General features: G+C 60.0%; 17 protein-coding genes. 6 read left to right on the top strand and 11 right to left on the bottom strand.

Going from position 1 to position 16,703, the window contains the following annotated elements; all coding sequences use genetic code 11:
- Positions 1 to 466: 466 nt before the first annotated feature.
- From BUE92_RS08950 to BUE92_RS28480, 6 genes are all read right to left on the bottom strand, one after another.
- The gene (locus BUE92_RS08950; RefSeq protein WP_003189553.1) at positions 467 to 1,393 is read right to left on the bottom strand and encodes a LysR substrate-binding domain-containing protein; all 927 of its coding nucleotides are present in this window, start codon (positions 1,391 to 1,393) and stop codon (positions 467 to 469) included.
- Positions 1,394 to 1,653: 260 nt separating this feature from the next.
- The gene (locus BUE92_RS08945) at positions 1,654 to 3,000 is read right to left on the bottom strand and encodes an MFS transporter (protein ID WP_073523204.1); all 1,347 of its coding nucleotides are present in this window, start codon (positions 2,998 to 3,000) and stop codon (positions 1,654 to 1,656) included.
- 77 nt (positions 3,001 to 3,077) lie between these two features.
- Positions 3,078 to 4,010: a 3-keto-5-aminohexanoate cleavage protein gene (locus tag BUE92_RS08940; RefSeq protein ID WP_073523202.1), complete on the bottom strand. Its 933-nt coding sequence runs from the start codon at positions 4,008 to 4,010 to the stop codon at positions 3,078 to 3,080.
- A gap of 66 nt (positions 4,011 to 4,076) precedes the next feature.
- On the bottom strand, positions 4,077 to 4,865 hold the full coding sequence (locus BUE92_RS08935; protein ID WP_073523201.1) for an SDR family oxidoreductase: 789 nt from the start codon (positions 4,863 to 4,865) through the stop codon (positions 4,077 to 4,079).
- Positions 4,862 to 5,584 carry a GntR family transcriptional regulator gene (locus BUE92_RS08930; protein WP_073523200.1) on the bottom strand — a complete coding sequence of 241 codons (723 nt, stop codon included), beginning with the start codon at positions 5,582 to 5,584 and terminating at the stop codon, positions 4,862 to 4,864. The genes BUE92_RS08935 and BUE92_RS08930 overlap by 4 nt, the downstream gene beginning before the upstream one ends.
- A 211-nt stretch (positions 5,585 to 5,795) precedes the next feature.
- Entirely contained in the window at positions 5,796 to 5,942 is a 147-nt protein-coding gene (locus BUE92_RS28480) for a hypothetical protein (RefSeq protein WP_178380697.1), read from the bottom strand.
- A gap of 197 nt (positions 5,943 to 6,139) precedes the next feature.
- On the opposite strand from BUE92_RS28480, the gene BUE92_RS08925 reads away from it, so the two are divergent.
- Together BUE92_RS08925 and BUE92_RS08920 are read left to right on the top strand one after the other, a co-directional pair.
- Positions 6,140 to 7,447: an MFS transporter gene (locus BUE92_RS08925; RefSeq protein ID WP_073523199.1), complete on the top strand. Its 1,308-nt coding sequence runs from the start codon at positions 6,140 to 6,142 to the stop codon at positions 7,445 to 7,447.
- Positions 7,444 to 8,202, top strand: coding sequence for a substrate-binding domain-containing protein (locus BUE92_RS08920; RefSeq protein WP_073523198.1), 759 nt, complete (start codon positions 7,444 to 7,446; stop codon positions 8,200 to 8,202). The genes BUE92_RS08925 and BUE92_RS08920 overlap by 4 nt, the downstream gene beginning before the upstream one ends.
- Here BUE92_RS08920 and BUE92_RS08915 read toward each other — a convergent pair.
- From BUE92_RS08915 to BUE92_RS08900, 4 genes are all read right to left on the bottom strand, one after another.
- Positions 8,194 to 9,096, bottom strand: a complete 903-nt coding sequence (locus BUE92_RS08915; RefSeq protein ID WP_032901014.1) for a LysR family transcriptional regulator — start codon at positions 9,094 to 9,096, stop codon at positions 8,194 to 8,196. The two genes, BUE92_RS08920 and BUE92_RS08915, sit on opposite strands and share 9 nt — an antisense overlap.
- A gap of 114 nt (positions 9,097 to 9,210) precedes the next feature.
- Positions 9,211 to 10,248 carry a histone deacetylase family protein gene (locus BUE92_RS08910; protein ID WP_073523197.1) on the bottom strand — a complete coding sequence of 346 codons (1,038 nt, stop codon included), beginning with the start codon at positions 10,246 to 10,248 and terminating at the stop codon, positions 9,211 to 9,213.
- A 73-nt stretch (positions 10,249 to 10,321) separates the two neighbouring features.
- Positions 10,322 to 11,554 (bottom strand): Zn-dependent hydrolase, encoded by a 1,233-nt coding sequence (locus BUE92_RS08905; RefSeq protein ID WP_073523195.1) that lies wholly within the window; start codon positions 11,552 to 11,554, stop codon positions 10,322 to 10,324.
- An 11-nt stretch (positions 11,555 to 11,565) separates the two neighbouring features.
- Positions 11,566 to 12,882, bottom strand: coding sequence for an MFS transporter (locus tag BUE92_RS08900; protein ID WP_073523193.1), 1,317 nt, complete (start codon positions 12,880 to 12,882; stop codon positions 11,566 to 11,568).
- 157 nt (positions 12,883 to 13,039) lie between these two features.
- On the opposite strand from BUE92_RS08900, the gene BUE92_RS08895 reads away from it, so the two are divergent.
- The 4 genes from BUE92_RS08895 to BUE92_RS08880 all read left to right on the top strand — a co-directional run bounded on the left by BUE92_RS08895 (position 13,040) and on the right by BUE92_RS08880 (position 16,159).
- Complete coding sequence (locus BUE92_RS08895; protein ID WP_073523191.1) at positions 13,040 to 13,981, top strand: LysR family transcriptional regulator; 942 nt, start codon at positions 13,040 to 13,042, stop codon at positions 13,979 to 13,981.
- A 106-nt stretch (positions 13,982 to 14,087) separates the two neighbouring features.
- The gene (locus tag BUE92_RS08890; RefSeq protein ID WP_073523188.1) at positions 14,088 to 14,402 is read left to right on the top strand and encodes a type II toxin-antitoxin system RelE/ParE family toxin; all 315 of its coding nucleotides are present in this window, start codon (positions 14,088 to 14,090) and stop codon (positions 14,400 to 14,402) included.
- A gap of 2 nt (positions 14,403 to 14,404) precedes the next feature.
- On the top strand, positions 14,405 to 14,692 hold the full coding sequence (nadS, locus tag BUE92_RS08885) for a NadS family protein (protein ID WP_073523186.1): 288 nt from the start codon (positions 14,405 to 14,407) through the stop codon (positions 14,690 to 14,692).
- Between the two features lie 240 nt (positions 14,693 to 14,932).
- Positions 14,933 to 16,159 carry an MFS transporter gene (locus tag BUE92_RS08880; protein WP_073523184.1) on the top strand — a complete coding sequence of 409 codons (1,227 nt, stop codon included), beginning with the start codon at positions 14,933 to 14,935 and terminating at the stop codon, positions 16,157 to 16,159.
- A gap of 73 nt (positions 16,160 to 16,232) precedes the next feature.
- On the opposite strand, the gene BUE92_RS08875 is transcribed toward BUE92_RS08880, so the two are convergent.
- A complete protein-coding gene (locus BUE92_RS08875; RefSeq protein WP_073523182.1) occupies positions 16,233 to 16,484 on the bottom strand; it encodes a DUF6124 family protein in 252 nt (83 codons plus the stop codon).
- Positions 16,485 to 16,703 lie beyond the last annotated feature (219 nt).

The raw sequence follows: 16,703 nt of genomic DNA, 5'->3' as shown, positions 1-16,703 counted from the left end.
CGCCTGGAACTGCATAAAAATGATACTCACGCCAGAAAATATCAGGCAGATTGCCGAACGCTCTTCGCTGGAGTCTACTGCCTGCTCTTGTGTTCGGGGCTTGTCACAGGGGTGGGAAACCTTACCCAAAACACTCGAGGCGAGCAGCCTATTGCGTTTCTTAGGTGAAATCTCGACCGATAGGGCACAAGAACTCAGCCTTGAGGAATATCACCCGAACGGTACCCATTTCTGGTCTGAAGACGCGCCTATCTGCTTTGATTTCTTTCCTTATAATATTTCAAGCATTTGGGGCTGTAGGTGTTGCTCGCGAGCATTCCTCAGGTTTACAGAAGCAGGCGCCTATCACTGCGAGCAACGCATCCGTATTTTGCGTGCGTCGCTGATTAGCAACCCCGTTCAAGAAGAGCACGTTCAGGATTAGCCGTTCTTGAGCCGCCCCCTGCCCATAGCACGGATATAAGCCTCAGGCTTTATTCGCTACCAACCCGCGATCACTCATGAATGCCTCCAGCCGCGAGCGCATCCAGCGTTCCGCCGGGTCTGTGTCAACATGGCTGAGCCAGACCATGGACAAATCCAGGGTCGGGGTTTCGAACGGGAACGGCTCGCAGAACAGATTCCCGCTGGCAGCCATGGCCTGGGCTGTGTAATCCGGCAGGCTGGCGATCATGTCGGTGCCGGCAAGCAAGGCCGGCAACGAACTGTATTGCGGCACCGAGAGCACTACATGGCGTTTGCGGCCCACCTCTGCCAGCCACTCATCAGCAAACCCGGCCACATTGGCGGTGTGGGACACCAGCACGTGGGGCCGTGCGCAGTATTCGTCAAGGGTCAGCGGGGTATCCGAGGCATCGGCGCGCAGCAGGCACGGGCGGATGTGCCGCAATAACTTGCGCTTGGCATTGGCCGGCAACCCGCGGGTCTGGGTGATGCCGACGGTAATATCGCCAGAAGCCAGCAGGTCGGGAATGCGCCAATAGTCCACATGCTGCACCACGAACACCACCTGCGGCGCTTCCTGGCGCAAGGCCCGTAGCAAGGGTGGCAGCAGGCCGAACTCAACGTCATCGGACAGGCCGATGCGGAAGGTCATGGTGCTGATGGACGGGTCGAAATCATGGGTCAGGCTCAGGGCCGAAGACAGGGAATCCAAGGCCGGCGACAGGTGCTGGATGATCTCCTCGGCGCGAGCCGTAGGCTCCATGCGATGGCCGACACGAATAAACAGCGGGTCGTTGAACAGGGTGCGCAGGCGGTTGAGGGCCGAGCTGATGGTCGGTTGGCCGAGAAACAGCTTCTCCGCCACCCGCGTCACATTGCGCTCGAGCATCAGTGCTTCGAAGACCACCATCAGGTTGATGTCGGCCTTGCGTAATTCATTGCGATTCATCGGCGCCTGCCCCTTTGCCCAAGACAAGCGGCAGTTTAGGAAGGCTGCGGGGCTGCGTCTATGTGCGCACTGTTCAATAAACGGGTTTGGGACTATAAATCAGGTCTTGAAGGTTGCAGGTACCCCCTTGTGCTGGTCATTTTCGCCTTAAGCGTCCTGCTCAGCGGGGCTTTGCTCTGGGCCATCAAATTCATTGTGCATCCCACCGCCAGGACACTGCTGCGCGCATTTGTCGGTTTGTGCCTGGCGGCGGTGCTGGCTTACCTGGTGCTGGCTTCCGGATTCCCTACTTCGTTGCTGGTGTGAGACGCTTCCTGGCCCTGGCGCAGGCGTAAAGCCGACAACGCAGCCACCACCAACACCACGGCAATGACTTTCAAGCCGTTCATGGCATTGCCCGTGCTCATCTCAATGGCGCCCATCACCGACGGCCCGACAAAGCCGCCCAACAACCCGCACGCATTCACAAACCCCAGCCCTCCCGCCAACGCCACGCCTTTGAGGCGCGAGGCCGGGTAGAGAAACACGATCGACTGCACCACAAAGAACATCACTGCCGACAGGCAAAAACCCAACAGGCTGAACACCGGCCCCGACACCGACGCAATGCCCAGCCCCAACGCCATGGTCAGCAGCCCAGTCACCAGCAGCCGGCGGCAACGCCCGGGCGTGGTCGCAAAACGCGGGATCAATACCGCACCCAGTGCCGCCGCGATCCACGGCAACGAGGTCAGCAGGCCGACACTCATGGTGCTCAACTCGCCGTATTTGCTGATGATGCTCGGCAAGAAAAAGATCACGGTATAGATGGTGATCTGATGACAAAAATACACAAAGATCGCCAGCAGGATTTGCGGCGTCAGCCAGTTTTTCAACGCATGGCCGCCCGCCCCCGCACCTTCCTCGGTTTCCTGGGCGATACGCTGTTCAATACCGCGTGCTTCTTCGGCCGACAGCCACGGCGCCTTGCTCGGACGGTCCGGCAACTTGCGCCACACCACCCAGGCAAACGCCACGGCGGGCAAGCCTTCGAGCAGGAACATCCACTGCCAGCCGTGCCAACCAAGCAGGCCGTCCATGCGCATCAAGGCCGCGCCCACAGGGCCGCCGATGATGTTGGCAAAGCACACGCCCAGCAGGAAATACCCGGTGGCGCGCGCCCGCTGTTCGCGGTTGAACCAGTAGGTCAGGTACAGCATGACCCCGGGAAACAACCCGGCTTCGGCAATGCCCAGCAGCAGGCGCAACACATAGAACGACGTTTCGCCCTGCACAAACGCCATCGCTGCGGAGATCAGGCCCCAGGTCACCATGATGCGGGCGATCCAGAATCGCGCTCCCACCTTGTGCATGATCAGGTTGCTGGGGATTTCCGACAGTGCATAGGTCAGGAAAAACAGTCCGGCGCCCAACCCGTAGGCGGCGGCGGAAATACCCAGGTCGACGTCCAGGTGATGCTTGGCCAGAGCGATGTTGGTGCGATCCAGGAAGCTCAGAATGTAGGCAATGATCAACAGCGGCATCAACTTGGCGAACATCAGCCGGTTGAGGGCCTGCGGTTCGCGGGGTGAGGCGGTCTTGACGTCCTTGGGCACTTCGATAGGCATGGTGTGATCCCCTTATTGTTGTTGTGCGGGAATGTCGGCCAAGTCATGACGCGACCTTTTTCGATAAATAAACGAAGTCAGAAATTGACCTGGTCACGCCCCTTGAGCCCGAGGATTTCCCGCGCTTCATCGGCCGTGGCGACGCGGTGGCCGAGAGCTTCGATCACCGTGCGAATGCGCCGTACCTGGTCGGCATTCGAAGCCGCCAACTTGCCCGGCCCGTCCCACAGCGAATCCTCAAGGCCTACCCGTGCGTTGCTGCCCATGGACAGGCCCATGGTCGCCAGCGGAATCTGCCCGCGCCCGGCACCGAGGATTGACCACACGTAGTCATCGCCAAACAGGCGGTCGGCGGTGCGCCGCATGTGCGCCAGGTCTTCAGGATGCCCACCGATGCCGCCCCGCAGGCCGAACACCGACTGGATAAACAGCGGTGGCTTGAGCAGACCGCGTTCCAGAAAGTGCGCGGCGGTGTAGAGATGGCCGATGTCGTAGCACTCGATTTCAAAGCGGGTGCGGTTATCGGCACAGGCATTGAGGATGTGGGTAATGTCGCGAAAGGTGTTGCGAAAGATCCGGTCGTCGCTCTCTTCCAGATACGGGCGTTCCCAATCGTGCTGGAACTCGGTAAAGCGGTTGAGCATTTCGTACAGCCCGAAATTCATCGAGCCCATGTTCAGCGAGGCCAACTCCGGCTTGAACTGCATCACCGGTTGCAGGCGTTCTTCCACGCCCATGGTCGGTGCACCGCCGGTGGTGATGTTGATCACCACGTCGCTGGCCGCCTTGATCTGCGGCAGAAATTCGGCAAACAGCGCCGGGTCCTGGCTGGGGCGGCCGTCAATCGGGTCACGGGCATGCAGATGCACAATGGCCGCGCCGGCTTCGGCGGCGCCGATGGCGGCATCGGCGATTTGCTCGGCAGTGATGGGCAAATGCGGTGACATCGACGGTGTATGGATGGCACCGGTAACAGCGCAGGTGATGATGACAGGTCGTTTTTTGGACATGACGATTCTCCAACTTTTATTCTTCTGAAAAAAATCCTGGGTGCGGCGCGATGTGTGCTTACGGGCTTACAGGTACTCGACGTTACCGTCGACACTGATCGCCTGGCCGGTCACGTTGCGTGCGGCGGGCGAGCAGAGGAACAAGGCCATGGCGGCCACGTCTTCGGCGGTGACCATGCGCTTGAGTGAGATCTTGTTGAGGTATTCCTGGCGCATCTGGGCTTCGGGCACGCCGAGTTGTTCAGCGCGGGCGCGGATCACGCCGTCCATGCGCGGGCCTTCGACAATCCCGGGCAGCAGGGCGTTGACACGGATGTCGCTCTCGCCCAGCTCCGAAGCCAGGGATTTCATCAGGCCGACGATGGCCCATTTGGTCGCTGCATAGGGCGTACGCCACGCGTAGCCTAACCGCCCCGCCACCGAGGCGATATGCAGCAAATGGCCGTGGGACGATTCCTTGAGCATCGGCACCGCGTGATGGGCAAAACGGTACTGTGCAGTGAGATTGATGTTGATGGTGGCTTGCCATTCGGCGTCGCCGATCGTGTCGATACCCCCCGTAGGCCCGGCGATCCCGGCATTGTTGACCAGCACATCCAGACCACCGAACTGCTCGCGCTGCACCTTGAATACCGCCTCGACCTGCGCGGCATCGCTGACATCGGCCCGGGTCGCGACGCTGCCCGGGTATTTATCCCGAAACGCCGCCAGGGCCGACTCGCTCACATCACACACATGCACCCGGGCGCCGGCTTCCAGATAAGCCGCCGCCAACACTTCACCAATGCCGGCAGCCCCGCCGGAAATCAACACACGTAACCCAGGATAAGGCTGTAGCCGTTGTAGGACACTCATGCACGTTTACCTCCAGATACAGACGACCGCGCACGGTCGTTCTTGACGAGCAGGCGCGCCAGGGAGTCGGCGGCCTGCATGATGTCGTCGGTCACCGCCGCCCGGGCGCCGGCGCCATCGCGGGCAGCCAGGGCTTCGACGATGCGCGTATGCGCCTCCATCGAGCGTTGCAGATGCGCTTTGTCCGGGGCGACCAGGGCAAAACACGGCCCCATGTGCAGCCAGAAATTCTCCACGGTGGCCATGGTCAATTCGGCCTGGGCCACCGCGTAGATGCGTCGGTGAAAGGCGAAGTTGGTCCACAGGTAGCGGGACACGTCGACCTCATCGGCGGCGTGTTGCATCTGGCGGCACAGGTCGGTGATTTCATCGAGGTCGTGTTTTTGCAGGAGCAGCACGGCTTTTTCCGCCAGCAAGCCTTCGAGCGCTACCCGCGTGTCGCGAATTTCACGCAGGCGTTCGACCGTCATCAGGCGTACCCGCAGACGGGATGTTTCGGTGACTTCAAAGGCGTTTTCGGCACTCAGGCGTTGCAACGCTTCGCGTACCGGCATGGGGCTGGAGCCGAGCGCTTCGGCCAGGCCACGGATGGTGAGTTTCTGGCCAGGCTGGAAACGGCCACTCATCAGCGCTTCGCGGATCTGACGGTAGACCTGGTCTTGCAAAGTATCGCGGGACACCTGGCGCAGGGTAGGCAGGAGGAGCGAGCCATCGGTCATGAGGCAAAACCTGTATTGTGGTTGTTATGGCCTCAATATGTGATCACAAATCAAATATGTCAAATAGTTTCCCCGCTCAGAAGTCCACCAATACAAAATGTGGGAGCGGGCTTGCTCGCGAATGCGGTGGATCAGCCGACAACTCTGTTGACTGACATTGCGCATTCGCGAGCAAGCCCGCTCCCACAATTGGATCACGTCTGCCCTGAAATCAGGGTTTGAGCGGACGTTCCTGGTCACGCTCTGAAAGCTCGGTGCCGTCGTCCGGATGCTTCCAGGTTTGCGGCTTTTCTTCTTCACGCTGCTGCCGGGTTTCTTCACGCTCCGGCTCGTCGTGCTGCTTGCGTTCGTTCCCCATAGCGACCTCCGCCCGTAAAAATTGGACACAGGTTCAAGCATAGAGCACCGCAGGCTGTTTTGACGCTCGCCATGATTGATAGCCAATACGCATCAATTCATCCAAATTAGTCACTTATCATTTCTAAATGTGTCAGCCACTATCCCAAGTCTTAAGCGAAACAAGCACTTTAAAAAGAACGCTGGAGACACAAAACCATGACTAACCCTTCCCGGCCTGCGGCTGCCCCCTCGAAAGTAGGCGCGGTATTACGCGTTACTTCGGGCAATTTCCTCGAACAGTTCGACTTCTTTCTGTTCGGTTTCTACGCCACTTATATCGCTGCCGCGTTTTTCCCGGCCGCTAATGAGTTTGCGTCATTAATGATGACCTTTGCCGTGTTCGGCGCCGGCTTCCTGATGCGTCCATTGGGCGCGATTATTCTGGGTGCCTACATTGATGACGTAGGTCGTCGTAAAGGCTTGATCGTGACCCTGGCGATCATGGCCAGCGGCACGCTGTTGATCGTGCTGGTGCCGAGCTATCAAACCATCGGCCTATGGGCGCCGTTGCTGGTGCTGTTGGGGCGCCTGCTGCAAGGCTTCTCGGCCGGTGCGGAGCTGGGTGGTGTGTCGGTGTACCTGTCCGAAATGGCCACGCCGGGCCGTAAAGGCTTCTACACCAGTTGGCAGTCGGGTAGCCAACAGATCTCCATCGTCGTCGCCGCGGCCCTGGGTTATGGCCTGAACGTGTGGATGGAACCTGCGGTGGTGGCCGATTGGGGCTGGCGGATTCCGTTTGCCGTCGGTTGCGTGATCATTCCGTTTATCTTTGTGTTGCGTCGCAACCTGCAGGAAACCGAAGAGTTCGCCAACCGCAAGCACCGCCCGACCATGCGTGAAGTGATGGCGACCCTGGTGAAGAACTGGACCGTGGTCATCGGCGGCATGCTGATGGTGGCCATGACCACCACGGCGTTCTACCTGATCACCGTGTACGCACCGACTTTCGGCAAAACCGTGTTGCACCTGAGCACCTCGGACGCCTTGCTGGTGACCTTGCTGGTCGCGATCTCGAACTTTTTCTGGCTGCCGATCGGCGGCACGTTAAGCGACCGCTTCGGCCGTAAACCCGTGCTGATTGCCATGACGGTGCTGACTGTCCTTACGGCTTATCCGGCATTGTCCTACGTGGTCAACGCACCAAGCTTTGCGCACATGCTGGAAACCCTGCTGTGGTTCTCGTTCCTGTATGGCATGTATAACGGCGCGATGATCCCGGCATTGACTGAAATCATGCCGGTGGAAGTGCGTGTGGCGGGTTTCTCGCTGGCTTACAGCCTGGCAACAGCAGTGTTCGGTGGCTTCACGCCAGCGATCTCCACATGGTTCATTCACATCACCGAAGACAAGGCTTCACCTGCGTATTGGATGATCTTCGCCGCGCTGTGTGCATTGTGTTCGACCCTGGCGTTGTATCGCCGCGCCAATACCCGTGGCCAAGTCATGCAGGAGGCTGCGCAATGAAGCCGCTGTTCAAGACCCTCGCGGCTGTCGTCCTCGGCACCCTGGCGCTATCAGCCCAGGCCGAACAACTCAAGGTCATGACCTCGGGCGGCTTCACCGCCGCGTATAAATTGCTCGGCCCGCAATACGCCGAGCAAAGCGGTGACACCCTCGACACCATCCTTGGCCCGTCCATGGGCAAGGCGCCGGAAGCGATTCCCAACCGCCTGGCCCGTGGCGAACAGGCCGATGTGGTGATCATGGTCGGTTATGCCCTGGATGAGTTGATCAAACAAGGCAAAGTCGACCCCGCGTCCCGCGTGGAGCTGGCGGACTCGCGGATCGGCCTGGTGGTGAAGGAAGGTGCGGCCAAACCTGTGATCAATACAGACGCCGAGCTGAAGGCCGTACTGAGCAAAGCCAAATCGGTGGCCTATTCGGATAGCGCCAGCGGCGTTTATGTCGAGAAGGAATTGTTCAAGAAACTCGGCATGCCGGCCAAGGGCACCATGATCCAACGCGTGCCGGTGGGCGAACAGGTGGCCAAGGGTGATTACGAGGTCGGCTTGCAACAAGTGGCGGAATTGTTGCCAGTCAAGGGCGTGACGTTCGTAGGCAAGATCCCGGAAGACGTACAGTCCGTTACCCGTTTCGCCGCCGGTATTCCAGTGAACGCCAAACACCCTGAGCAGGCCAAGGCGCTGTTGCAGTTCATGGCCTCGCCCGAGGCCCAGCCGGAGGTGCAATCCACCGGCCTGGACTCGGTGTCACGCTGACCGGAACGGCATCTCCCGCACCAGTCGCTCCAACTCCAGCGCCGCCGGTGGCAACGTCCGCCCACGGCGCTTGATCAAGCCCACATTGCGCAGTACGTGGGGCTCCACCAGCGGCACACTGACCAGAATCGGGTGAGTGTGCGCCGGCATCGCAATCGACGGCACCATCGCTACGCCCAACCCCGCCTCCACCAACCCGATCATGGTGGTCACGTGGTGCGTCTCGCAGATACTCGGCTTTTTCACCCGCACCCCACGCAGGGCCTGGTCGAGCAGGAAGCGATTGCCCGACGTCTTGTCCACCTCGATGTAGTCATGCTCATAGGCCTCGGTCCAGCTCACGCTGTCACGCGCAGCCAGAGGGTGATCACGCCGACAGGCCAGCACGTAGCGCTCCTGCAACAGCAACTCGAACTCCACCTCATCGGCCAGGCTGCCGCTGAAACTCACGCCAAAATCCGCCTCGCCGCTGGCCACCGCATTGCACACCTCGCCGGCACTGGCATCCAGCACCCGCAGGCGAATCTTCGGATACAGCTTGTGGAACTCGGAGATCACGTGGGGCATGAAGTAGTACGCGGTAGACGGCACGCAGGCGATGGTGACATTCCCCATGCGCGTCGAGGCGACGTTACTGATACCCATCAGCGCGATATCGAGATCGTCGAGCATGCGCTCAACCTGGGGCAAGAATGCACGCCCGACCATGGTCAGGCTGACCCGCCGCGTGGTGCGTTCGAACAGCTTTACATCCAGCGCGGATTCGAGCTTTTCGATACGCCGGCTGAGGGCCGGTTGCGAGATACGGATAGCCTCGGCGGCACCGCGAAAACTGCCCTTGTCTACCACGGCGCGGAAAGCTTGGAGGTCGTTGAGGTCGAAGTTGATGATCACGGGAGGCAGGCCAAAGGGGTCGAGGTGGCGAGCATTATCGTATGGGAGCCCGTGGGACGCCATGTGTGCCGGGACGGTTTGCCTACTGAAAACTGATCAGCAGGCTTTTAGCGCTTAGTCGCCTGATAGCTTCCCCCAAGCCGCTGGCGTACTGAAAAACGCCTGCGCGTTACTGTCGAGCGTCTCCAGGTGATAACCACCCTCCTGCACGATCAAGCACGGCAACCCCAGCCCTCGAATACACTGCCCCAACTGCGCAAATCCCTCCCGCGTTACCGCGACTTTGCTCTGCGGGTCCAGCTCGTAGATATCGAAGCCCAGTGACAACACCAGCACATCCGCCGAGAAGTCCTTCACCGCTGCCAGGGCCTGCTCCAGTTTTTCGAAGAACACCGCTTCGCTGGCACCATGGGCCATCGGCAGGTTGAGGTTGAACCCTTCGCCGGCGCCGTTGCCTTTTTCTTCGGCAAAGCCTGCCACGCCAGGATAGAAGTTGGTCGGGTCGCCGTGGATCGACACATACAGCACGTCGTCGCGGTCGTAGAAAATGTCCTGGATGCCTTGGCCGTGATGCATATCGGTATCGAGCACGGCAACGCGCTGGAAACCTTGGCGCAGCGTTTGCGCAGCCACCGCCGCGTTGTTGATGTAACAGAAGCCACCGGCCGCGTCGAAGCGGGCGTGGTGGCCCGGGGGCCGGCACAAGGCATAGGCGGCGGGTGCGCCATCGAGGATGTCAGCCGCAGCGGCGACGGCGCTTTGCGCCGACCAATAAGCCGAGCGCCAGGTCAACTCACCGATGGGGCAACTGCCATCGGCCAGGTAGCGTGCAGCCTGGGCCAGGATGCCGCGCAGGGCATTGGGTTCACGCACGAAAATGTTGGACATGACTTCGTCGCCCCAGTCTTCGGGGATCTCCTTCCAACGCTGGTGAGCGTCTTGAAGAAAAGCCAGGTAGTCGCCGCCGTGCACCGCGAGCAAAGGATCCATACCGTGATCGGTCGGTTGCTGGATATCGAAGCCCAGGGTTTGCGCAGCCAGCAGCAGGTTGCGCGCACGCTCAGGGACTTCCTGCGGCATGCGCATCTGGCCGCGGGAATAGTAGCTACGCGGGTGGTGCAAGAGTTGTTCGGGGTGGAAAAACGTCTTCATAGGGTGCTCCTGGATAAACACAGCCCCTGTGGGAGCTGGCTTGCCAGCTCCCACAGGGGCACGGCGTCGGCCTTTAGAAATGAACGCGCCCTGCGCGTTTCAATACGGCGTTGAGCAAGACATCGGTGCCTTGGCGCACATCGTCGGGCAAGACATCTTCGGCTTCGTTGTGGCTGAGGCCGCCGACACAAGGGATGAAGATCATCGCGGTGGGGCAATAGCGCGCCAAGTGAATCGCATCGTGACCCGCGCCGCTGACAATGGTCTGCTGGCTGTAGCCCAAGGCGTCCACCGCAGCCTGCACGCAGGCCACGCACTCGGCGTCGAACGGCGTGGCCGGGCTGGTCCAGTGCGGCGTGATGGTGACGCTCAGGCCGCGATTGTCAGCGATTGCCTGCAGGCGTGCACGCACTTGCTGCTCCATGGCGTCGATGTCGGTGTCGCGGTGATGGCGCAGGTCGACGGTAAAATCGAGCAAACCGGGAATGGTGTTGCGCGACGACTTGGCGATGCTCAATTCGCCCACAGTGGTGAGACCCTGCGGGGCAAAATCGGCGGCTAGGTTTTCCAGGGCCTGGATCATTTTCGCCGCACCGTACAGCGCATCTTTACGCAACGGCATCGGCGTGGTGCCGGCGTGAGCGGCCATACCTTGGACCCGCACATCGAGCCAGCGAATCGCTTGGCCACCGGTGACTACGCCGATGCTGTTGGCGTTGTCTTCCAGGATCGGGCCTTGCTCGATATGCGCTTCGAAATACGCATCCACCGCGCCACCCAACGGGCGCTCACCGTTGTAGCCAGTGCTGCGCAACGCCTCGGCCACGCTGACACCCTCAGCATCAGCAGTGGTCAGCGCCTTGTCCAGAGCGAGGGCACCGGTGAACACCGCCGAGCCCAGCATCGCCGGAGTGAAACGGGCGCCCTCCTCGTTGGTCCACACCGCAATTTCCAACGGCTTGCGCGTCTGGATGCCGTGGTCGTCGAGGCTGCGGATCACCTCCAGGCCAGCCAACACGCCGTACACGCCATCAAAGCGCCCGCCTTCGGGCTGGGTATCGAGATGGCTGCCCATCATCACCGGGGCGGCGTCATTGTCAGTACCTGCGCGACGGGCGAACAGGTTGCCGATGGCATCCGCACTCAACGTCAGGCCAGCCGCTTTACACCAGTGACTGAACAGCTCACGACCGGCCTTGTCTTCGGCGCTCAATGCCAGGCGGCAGCTGCCACCGCGTGCGGTCGCGCCGATCTCTGCCATGGCCATCAGGCTATGCCACAGGCGCTCGCCATTAATCTTCAACATTGCTGACTCCTTCAACTGTGTGCCATTTCCAGGCGGTGGGCCGTAGCGTGGCGGCGGGACAAGGCCAGCACGCACACCAACGAGACCGCCGCGATCACGCTGTAAAACACTGCCATCGGCCACCATTGGCCCAGGTATTGATGGGCCAGCCAGGTGCCGATCAACGGTGTCAGGCCGCCGGCCAACGCGCCGCATACCTGGTAAGCCAGGGAGATCGCGGTGTAACGCACACGGGTTTCAAACAGGCCGCTGACAAAGCCCGCGATGACGGCGTAGAACGACGCCATGCACACCACCGCCAAGGCAATGCCGAGGATGATCAAGGGTGCCTGGCCGCTGCTGACCAAGACGAACATCGGGTACGGCGAGGCCATTGCCAGTACGCACATGGCGCACAGGAACCGCGTAGCACCGACCTTCTCCGCCACCCAGGCGGCCAATGGCTGAACGCAGAACTGGATAATGGCAACCAAGAACAGGCACTCCAGGATCAGCGATCGCGGTAGGCCCAGTTGCTGAGTGCTGTAGGCAATCATGAAGGTGTTGGTGAAATACACGCCGGCAATGCCCAGGGTGTTGGCGCCAATGCACAGCAGCAGTGGACGCCAAGCGGTCTTCAACACCTCCAACACGGGGGCTTGGTCCTTCTTGATGGCACGGGCTTTTTCCGCCAGGGCTTTGTCTTCGAGGAACTCCGGCGACTCGTTCACACCCAGGCGAATCGCCAGGCCAACGATCAGCAACAACGCACTGGCCAGGAACGGCAGGCGCCAGCCCCAACTGAGCAGGTCTTCTTCCGGCAGACGAGTGACGGCGCTGAACGCCAGCAGGGAAAGGATCAAACCCGCCGGGCTACCCAACTGCGCAAAGGATGCAAAGAAGTTACGACGCCCCTTTGGCGCGTGCTCCCCGGCCATCAATACCGCCCCGCCCCACTCGCCGCCGACCGCAATGCCCTGCACCACGCGTAACAGGATTAACAGCACTGGCGCGGCGGCGCCGATCTGGGCATAGGTCGGTAACAGGCCGATGCACACCGTGACCACGCCCATCATCACGAGGGTAATCACCAAGGATTTCTTACGGCCGATGCGGTCGCCGATATGACCGAACACGATGCCGCCCAACGGCCGTGCGAAAAAGCCCACAGCGAAGGTGCCGAATGCGGCCATGGTGCTGAACAATTTATCGTCGGAGGGGAAGAACAGCTGACCGAACACCAGCGCCGCAGCGGTGGCATAGATGTAAAAGTCGTACCACTCGATCATGGTGCCGATAAAGGCGGCGGCCGCGGCACGGCGAGGCTGCGGCGAAGCGGAAGGCTTCATGGGGCTGGCTCCTTTGGTTATTTTTTTGGCAGGAGAAGGTCAAACCGATGCGCTCTGATGGCACTTGTTAAGCCTGATTTTTCGGCCTGGGGCTATGATTAGTCAATTTTCTATTTATTATCTTGATTATAAATACTGCTTATTATCGAGCGACACCATGCCCGAGTCCCGCCGCGACATTCCCCCCCTGCTCAACGACCGCTTGGACTGGAACCTGCTGCGCACCTTCCGCGTGATCGGCCAGGAACTGAGCATCAGCCGCGCCGCCGCGCGCCTGCACCTGACGCAACCGGCAATCAGCCAGGCGCTCAAGCGCCTGGAAGAACAGCTCGACTGCCAGCTCATCCTGCGTCGTGGCCCGCGCTTCGTGCTCACCGAGGCCGGTGAACAGATTTTCGCGATTGCCGGCGAGATGTACGGCCAGGTCTCGCAGATGAGCAATGCCCTGCAAAAGCCTGGTGATGAAGTCATCGGCAAGGTGCGCTTGCTGATGATCAGCCGCATTAATTCGGCCACCTTCGATGACTTCCTCGCAGGCTTTCATCGCGAGCATCCACGGGTAGACCTGGAGGTCGAAGTGATGCGCAGCTCCGACATCGTCGCCGCGCTGCTGGAAAAAACCGCAACCCTGGGGCTTAGCCTCAATCGCCGGCCGCAACCGCGCCTGGAACAGCATCTGTTCCTGCGTCAGCGCTATGCGTTTTTTTGTGGAAAACACCACCCATTATTCGCACGCACAGGGTTGGTCGAAGGGGATCTGCAATCGGAAAACTTCGTGAGTTTTACCAGCGACCAGATCGGCGGCATGTTGTCGCCGCTGACGATTTTTCGCGATCAACAAGGGTTCGGTGGACGGATCGTAGCGTCGTCTTCCAGCCTGGAAGAAGTGCGGCGCCTGGTGATTGCCGGGTATGGCCTGGGATGCCTGCCGGTGCATGTGGTGGCTGAGGATGTGGAGAAAGGGCTGCTCTGGCGGCTGCCGCCGGATGAGGGCATTGCGGATGTGGATATTCACCTGCTGTGGAATCGGGAGCAGAAGATGAGTCGGGCGGAGGGGGTATTTATTGAATGTCTTTTGGGGCGGTTGGCCAGAACATAATTGGCCGTATCCGAGTGGGTCAAAAAGCAGTTACAACTCACCGAGTGCGCACCGAAGCACGCACGGCTAGGATTGCAGCGAACTAAGCCAATGGCGTACATTAGCGATGATTTTCATAGAGACATCGGTCTTCACCCGTCGCGTTAAAGAACTGATCGACGAGGATGCCTACATGGCCTTTCAGAACGTGCTTGTAGTGAATCCCGCTGCCGGCGACGTTATCGAGGGTACGGGTGGCATTCGCAAGATACGAGTAGCAGCCAAGGGCCATGGAAAACGAGGCGGGGCACGTGTGATCTATTACCACTTCGTCTCGGCATCACAGATTGTTTTACTGATGATCTATCCCAAAAATGAACAGCAGGACTTGAGCGCCGACGAGCGCAAGTCACTGAAGGCTGCGATTGAGCACTGGAGATAGCTATGAGCAGATTTTTTGATGACTTGATGGAAAGCGTTCAAGAGATGAACGAGATCCTGAGCGGAGAACGGGAGCCTTCCCGTGAATTCCATATTGACTCAATGCGAGTCAAAGAGATCCGTAAGGCGACAGGGCTCACCCAGGCTAAATTCGCAGCGCTGATTGACGTTCAGCTCGGCACGTTGCGCAACTGGGAGCAGGGTCGTCGCGAACCTACTGGGCCGGCAAAGGCGTTATTGAAAGCTATCCATAATGACCCAGTACATGTGCTGAATGCGTTGGCTAGCTAAAAAATTTACCGCTGCGCCTTCCTTAAACATCGTCATAACCGGAAAGCTCGGAGCTGAATCAACTTCGGGCTTTCGTTTGTGATGCAGAGTGAGGACTCTTCAAAACCTCACATCGATAGCACTGATGATTACTATCGAAACGAGCGCCTGCTCGATTGCCAGCACTGATTCCTATAATCGCCTCCAGCTTCCCTCTCCTGCGTCTGCTTTCAGGCGACTTTCACCTTGGAACCCCACACCATGCCAAGCGCGAGCCAGGCCCCTAGCGGCCTTCCCGAACATAATCAACAAAGCGTCAAACAGCAGTGGCTGGCGATTCTTTCGGTCGCCGTGGGTGCCTTTGCCCTGGTGACCAGCGAGTTTCTGCCGGTGGGCGTACTCAACGACGTCGCCAGCGACCTGGGCATCAGTGCCGGCCACGCAGGCCTGATGGTCACCCTGCCCGGCATCATGGCGGCCCTCGCCGCGCCGTTGCTGTCTGTCGGCATTGGCGCCATGGACCGCCGCTATCTGCTAATCGGCCTGACGCTGGTCATGATCCTCGCCAACGCGGTGGTGGCTTTTGCCAGTGACTTCAGCCTGCTGCTGTTCGGCCGCGTACTGCTGGGCATCAGCATCGGCGGTTTCTGGGCCACGGCCATCGCCCTCAGCGGCAGGCTGGCGCCCAAGGGCGTGGGCGTCGCAAAAGCTACGTCGATCATCATGATGGGTGTGACCCTGGCCACCGTACTCGGCGTGCCCGTAGGCACCTGGCTCAGCGGCCTGATGGGCTGGCGCATGACCTTTCTGGTCACCGCGCTGGTGGGTGTGCCAGTGCTGCTGGCGCAAGTCTTCCTGCTGCCGCGCCTCAACCCGGAAAAGGCCATTGAGGTACGCGACCTGCCGGCCCTGTTTATCAACCCACAAGCGCGGGTCGGGTTGATCGCCGTACTGCTGATCGGCCTGGCGCACTTTGCCGCGTACACTTATGTCGCGCCCTTCTTTAAACACAGCTCCGGCTTCGACGGGCCGACGATTGGCTCATTGTTGCTGTTGTATGGCGTCGCAGGCGTGCTGGGTAATGTGTTCGCCGGCTTCGCCGCCAACCGCAGCGTACGCAACACCTTGCTGCTGGTGGCGCTGATGATCGGTACCAGCACCGCCCTGTTCCCCTACTTCGCCACCGGTATGACGGGCGCCGTGGTGCTGATCGCCCTCTGGGGCTTCGCCTTTGGCGCTTTCCCGGCCTGCGCCAGTATCTGGATGTTCGTGGTGGCGCCCAAGGATGTGGAGCGAGGCATGCCGCTATTCGTGGCGTTGTTTCAGGTGATCATTGCCCTGGGCTCTTTCTTTGGTGGACGGATCGTCGATCAACTCGGCAGCGCGGTGTTGTTGAGCCTGGCGACCATATTGGTGGGGTGTGGTTTTGTGACGGTGCTGGTGTTGGGCCGCAAGGTGAGTAATAGCCTGGTAGCGCAGCCTGCCTGACCAGGTGATCGCGGCAAAAAAGCCTGCTGAGCGTTGAGTTCAGCAGGCTTTTTTCATTTCAGGGGGCAGGTATTTATTGGGCCGCGGGGAAATCACGCTCGAGGACAGCCTCCACCAGGGCTTGCGCGTTCTCGATCAGTTGAGCCAGGGCCATGATCACAGGCGACTGCGTGCTGACTGGATCTTCGGCGCATTGGTAAGCGGTTTGAAGGGCGGATGACAGGATTTCGGTGGCGTTTGTCAGGGCTTCTTCGGTGCCGACATCTGCACCTACATGGAATATTTTTCGAGGGGAAAGTGCGGAATCAAAATCGAAATTGCTCATTGTGTAGCTCCTGTATGCAATGGAAGCTGCCACATCCCGCTGTCAAACAAGATCAGGTGGCAGCTATGCGCGGGTTGACAGACCGGTATACAGGACCCGGCGCACCCGAAGATGCCCCACGCACAGCCGCCATAAAACGACGTCACAGCAGAAAAGCCTGTAATCGCATGGAGGTCGTACACCTGTAAATCAGTCTGTCAAAACCGGTCGCCATGAGGG

Origin of the sequence: Pseudomonas fluorescens (genome assembly GCF_001902145.1) — a bacterium.
GTDB classification, from domain to species: Bacteria; Pseudomonadota; Gammaproteobacteria; order Pseudomonadales; family Pseudomonadaceae; genus Aquipseudomonas; species Aquipseudomonas fluorescens_BV.
The sequence above is the reverse complement of the archived record's forward strand: the minus strand, read 5'-3'. Positions and strand labels throughout refer to the sequence as shown.

Excerpts from the sequence above, each read along its gene's own strand:
- BUE92_RS08950 (WP_003189553.1), bottom strand. The coding sequence starts at position 1,393 with ATGAATCGCAATGAATTACGCAAGGCCGACATCAACCTGATGGTGGTC.
- BUE92_RS08945 (WP_073523204.1), bottom strand. The coding sequence starts at position 3,000 with ATGCCTATCGAAGTGCCCAAGGACGTCAAGACCGCCTCACCCCGCGAA.
- BUE92_RS08940 (WP_073523202.1), bottom strand. The coding sequence starts at position 4,010 with ATGTCCAAAAAACGACCTGTCATCATCACCTGCGCTGTTACCGGTGCC.
- BUE92_RS08935 (WP_073523201.1), bottom strand. The coding sequence starts at position 4,865 with ATGAGTGTCCTACAACGGCTACAGCCTTATCCTGGGTTACGTGTGTTG.
- BUE92_RS08930 (WP_073523200.1), bottom strand. The coding sequence starts at position 5,584 with ATGACCGATGGCTCGCTCCTCCTGCCTACCCTGCGCCAGGTGTCCCGC.
- BUE92_RS28480 (WP_178380697.1), bottom strand. The coding sequence starts at position 5,942 with ATGGGGAACGAACGCAAGCAGCACGACGAGCCGGAGCGTGAAGAAACC.
- BUE92_RS08925 (WP_073523199.1), top strand. The coding sequence starts at position 6,140 with ATGACTAACCCTTCCCGGCCTGCGGCTGCCCCCTCGAAAGTAGGCGCG.
- BUE92_RS08920 (WP_073523198.1), top strand. The coding sequence starts at position 7,444 with ATGAAGCCGCTGTTCAAGACCCTCGCGGCTGTCGTCCTCGGCACCCTG.
- BUE92_RS08910 (WP_073523197.1), bottom strand. The coding sequence starts at position 10,248 with ATGAAGACGTTTTTCCACCCCGAACAACTCTTGCACCACCCGCGTAGC.
- BUE92_RS08905 (WP_073523195.1), bottom strand. The coding sequence starts at position 11,554 with ATGTTGAAGATTAATGGCGAGCGCCTGTGGCATAGCCTGATGGCCATG.
- BUE92_RS08900 (WP_073523193.1), bottom strand. The coding sequence starts at position 12,882 with ATGAAGCCTTCCGCTTCGCCGCAGCCTCGCCGTGCCGCGGCCGCCGCC.
- BUE92_RS08895 (WP_073523191.1), top strand. The coding sequence starts at position 13,040 with ATGCCCGAGTCCCGCCGCGACATTCCCCCCCTGCTCAACGACCGCTTG.
- BUE92_RS08890 (WP_073523188.1), top strand. The coding sequence starts at position 14,088 with ATGATTTTCATAGAGACATCGGTCTTCACCCGTCGCGTTAAAGAACTG.
- nadS (WP_073523186.1), top strand. The coding sequence starts at position 14,405 with ATGAGCAGATTTTTTGATGACTTGATGGAAAGCGTTCAAGAGATGAAC.
- BUE92_RS08880 (WP_073523184.1), top strand. The coding sequence starts at position 14,933 with ATGCCAAGCGCGAGCCAGGCCCCTAGCGGCCTTCCCGAACATAATCAA.
- BUE92_RS08875 (WP_073523182.1), bottom strand. The coding sequence starts at position 16,484 with ATGAGCAATTTCGATTTTGATTCCGCACTTTCCCCTCGAAAAATATTC.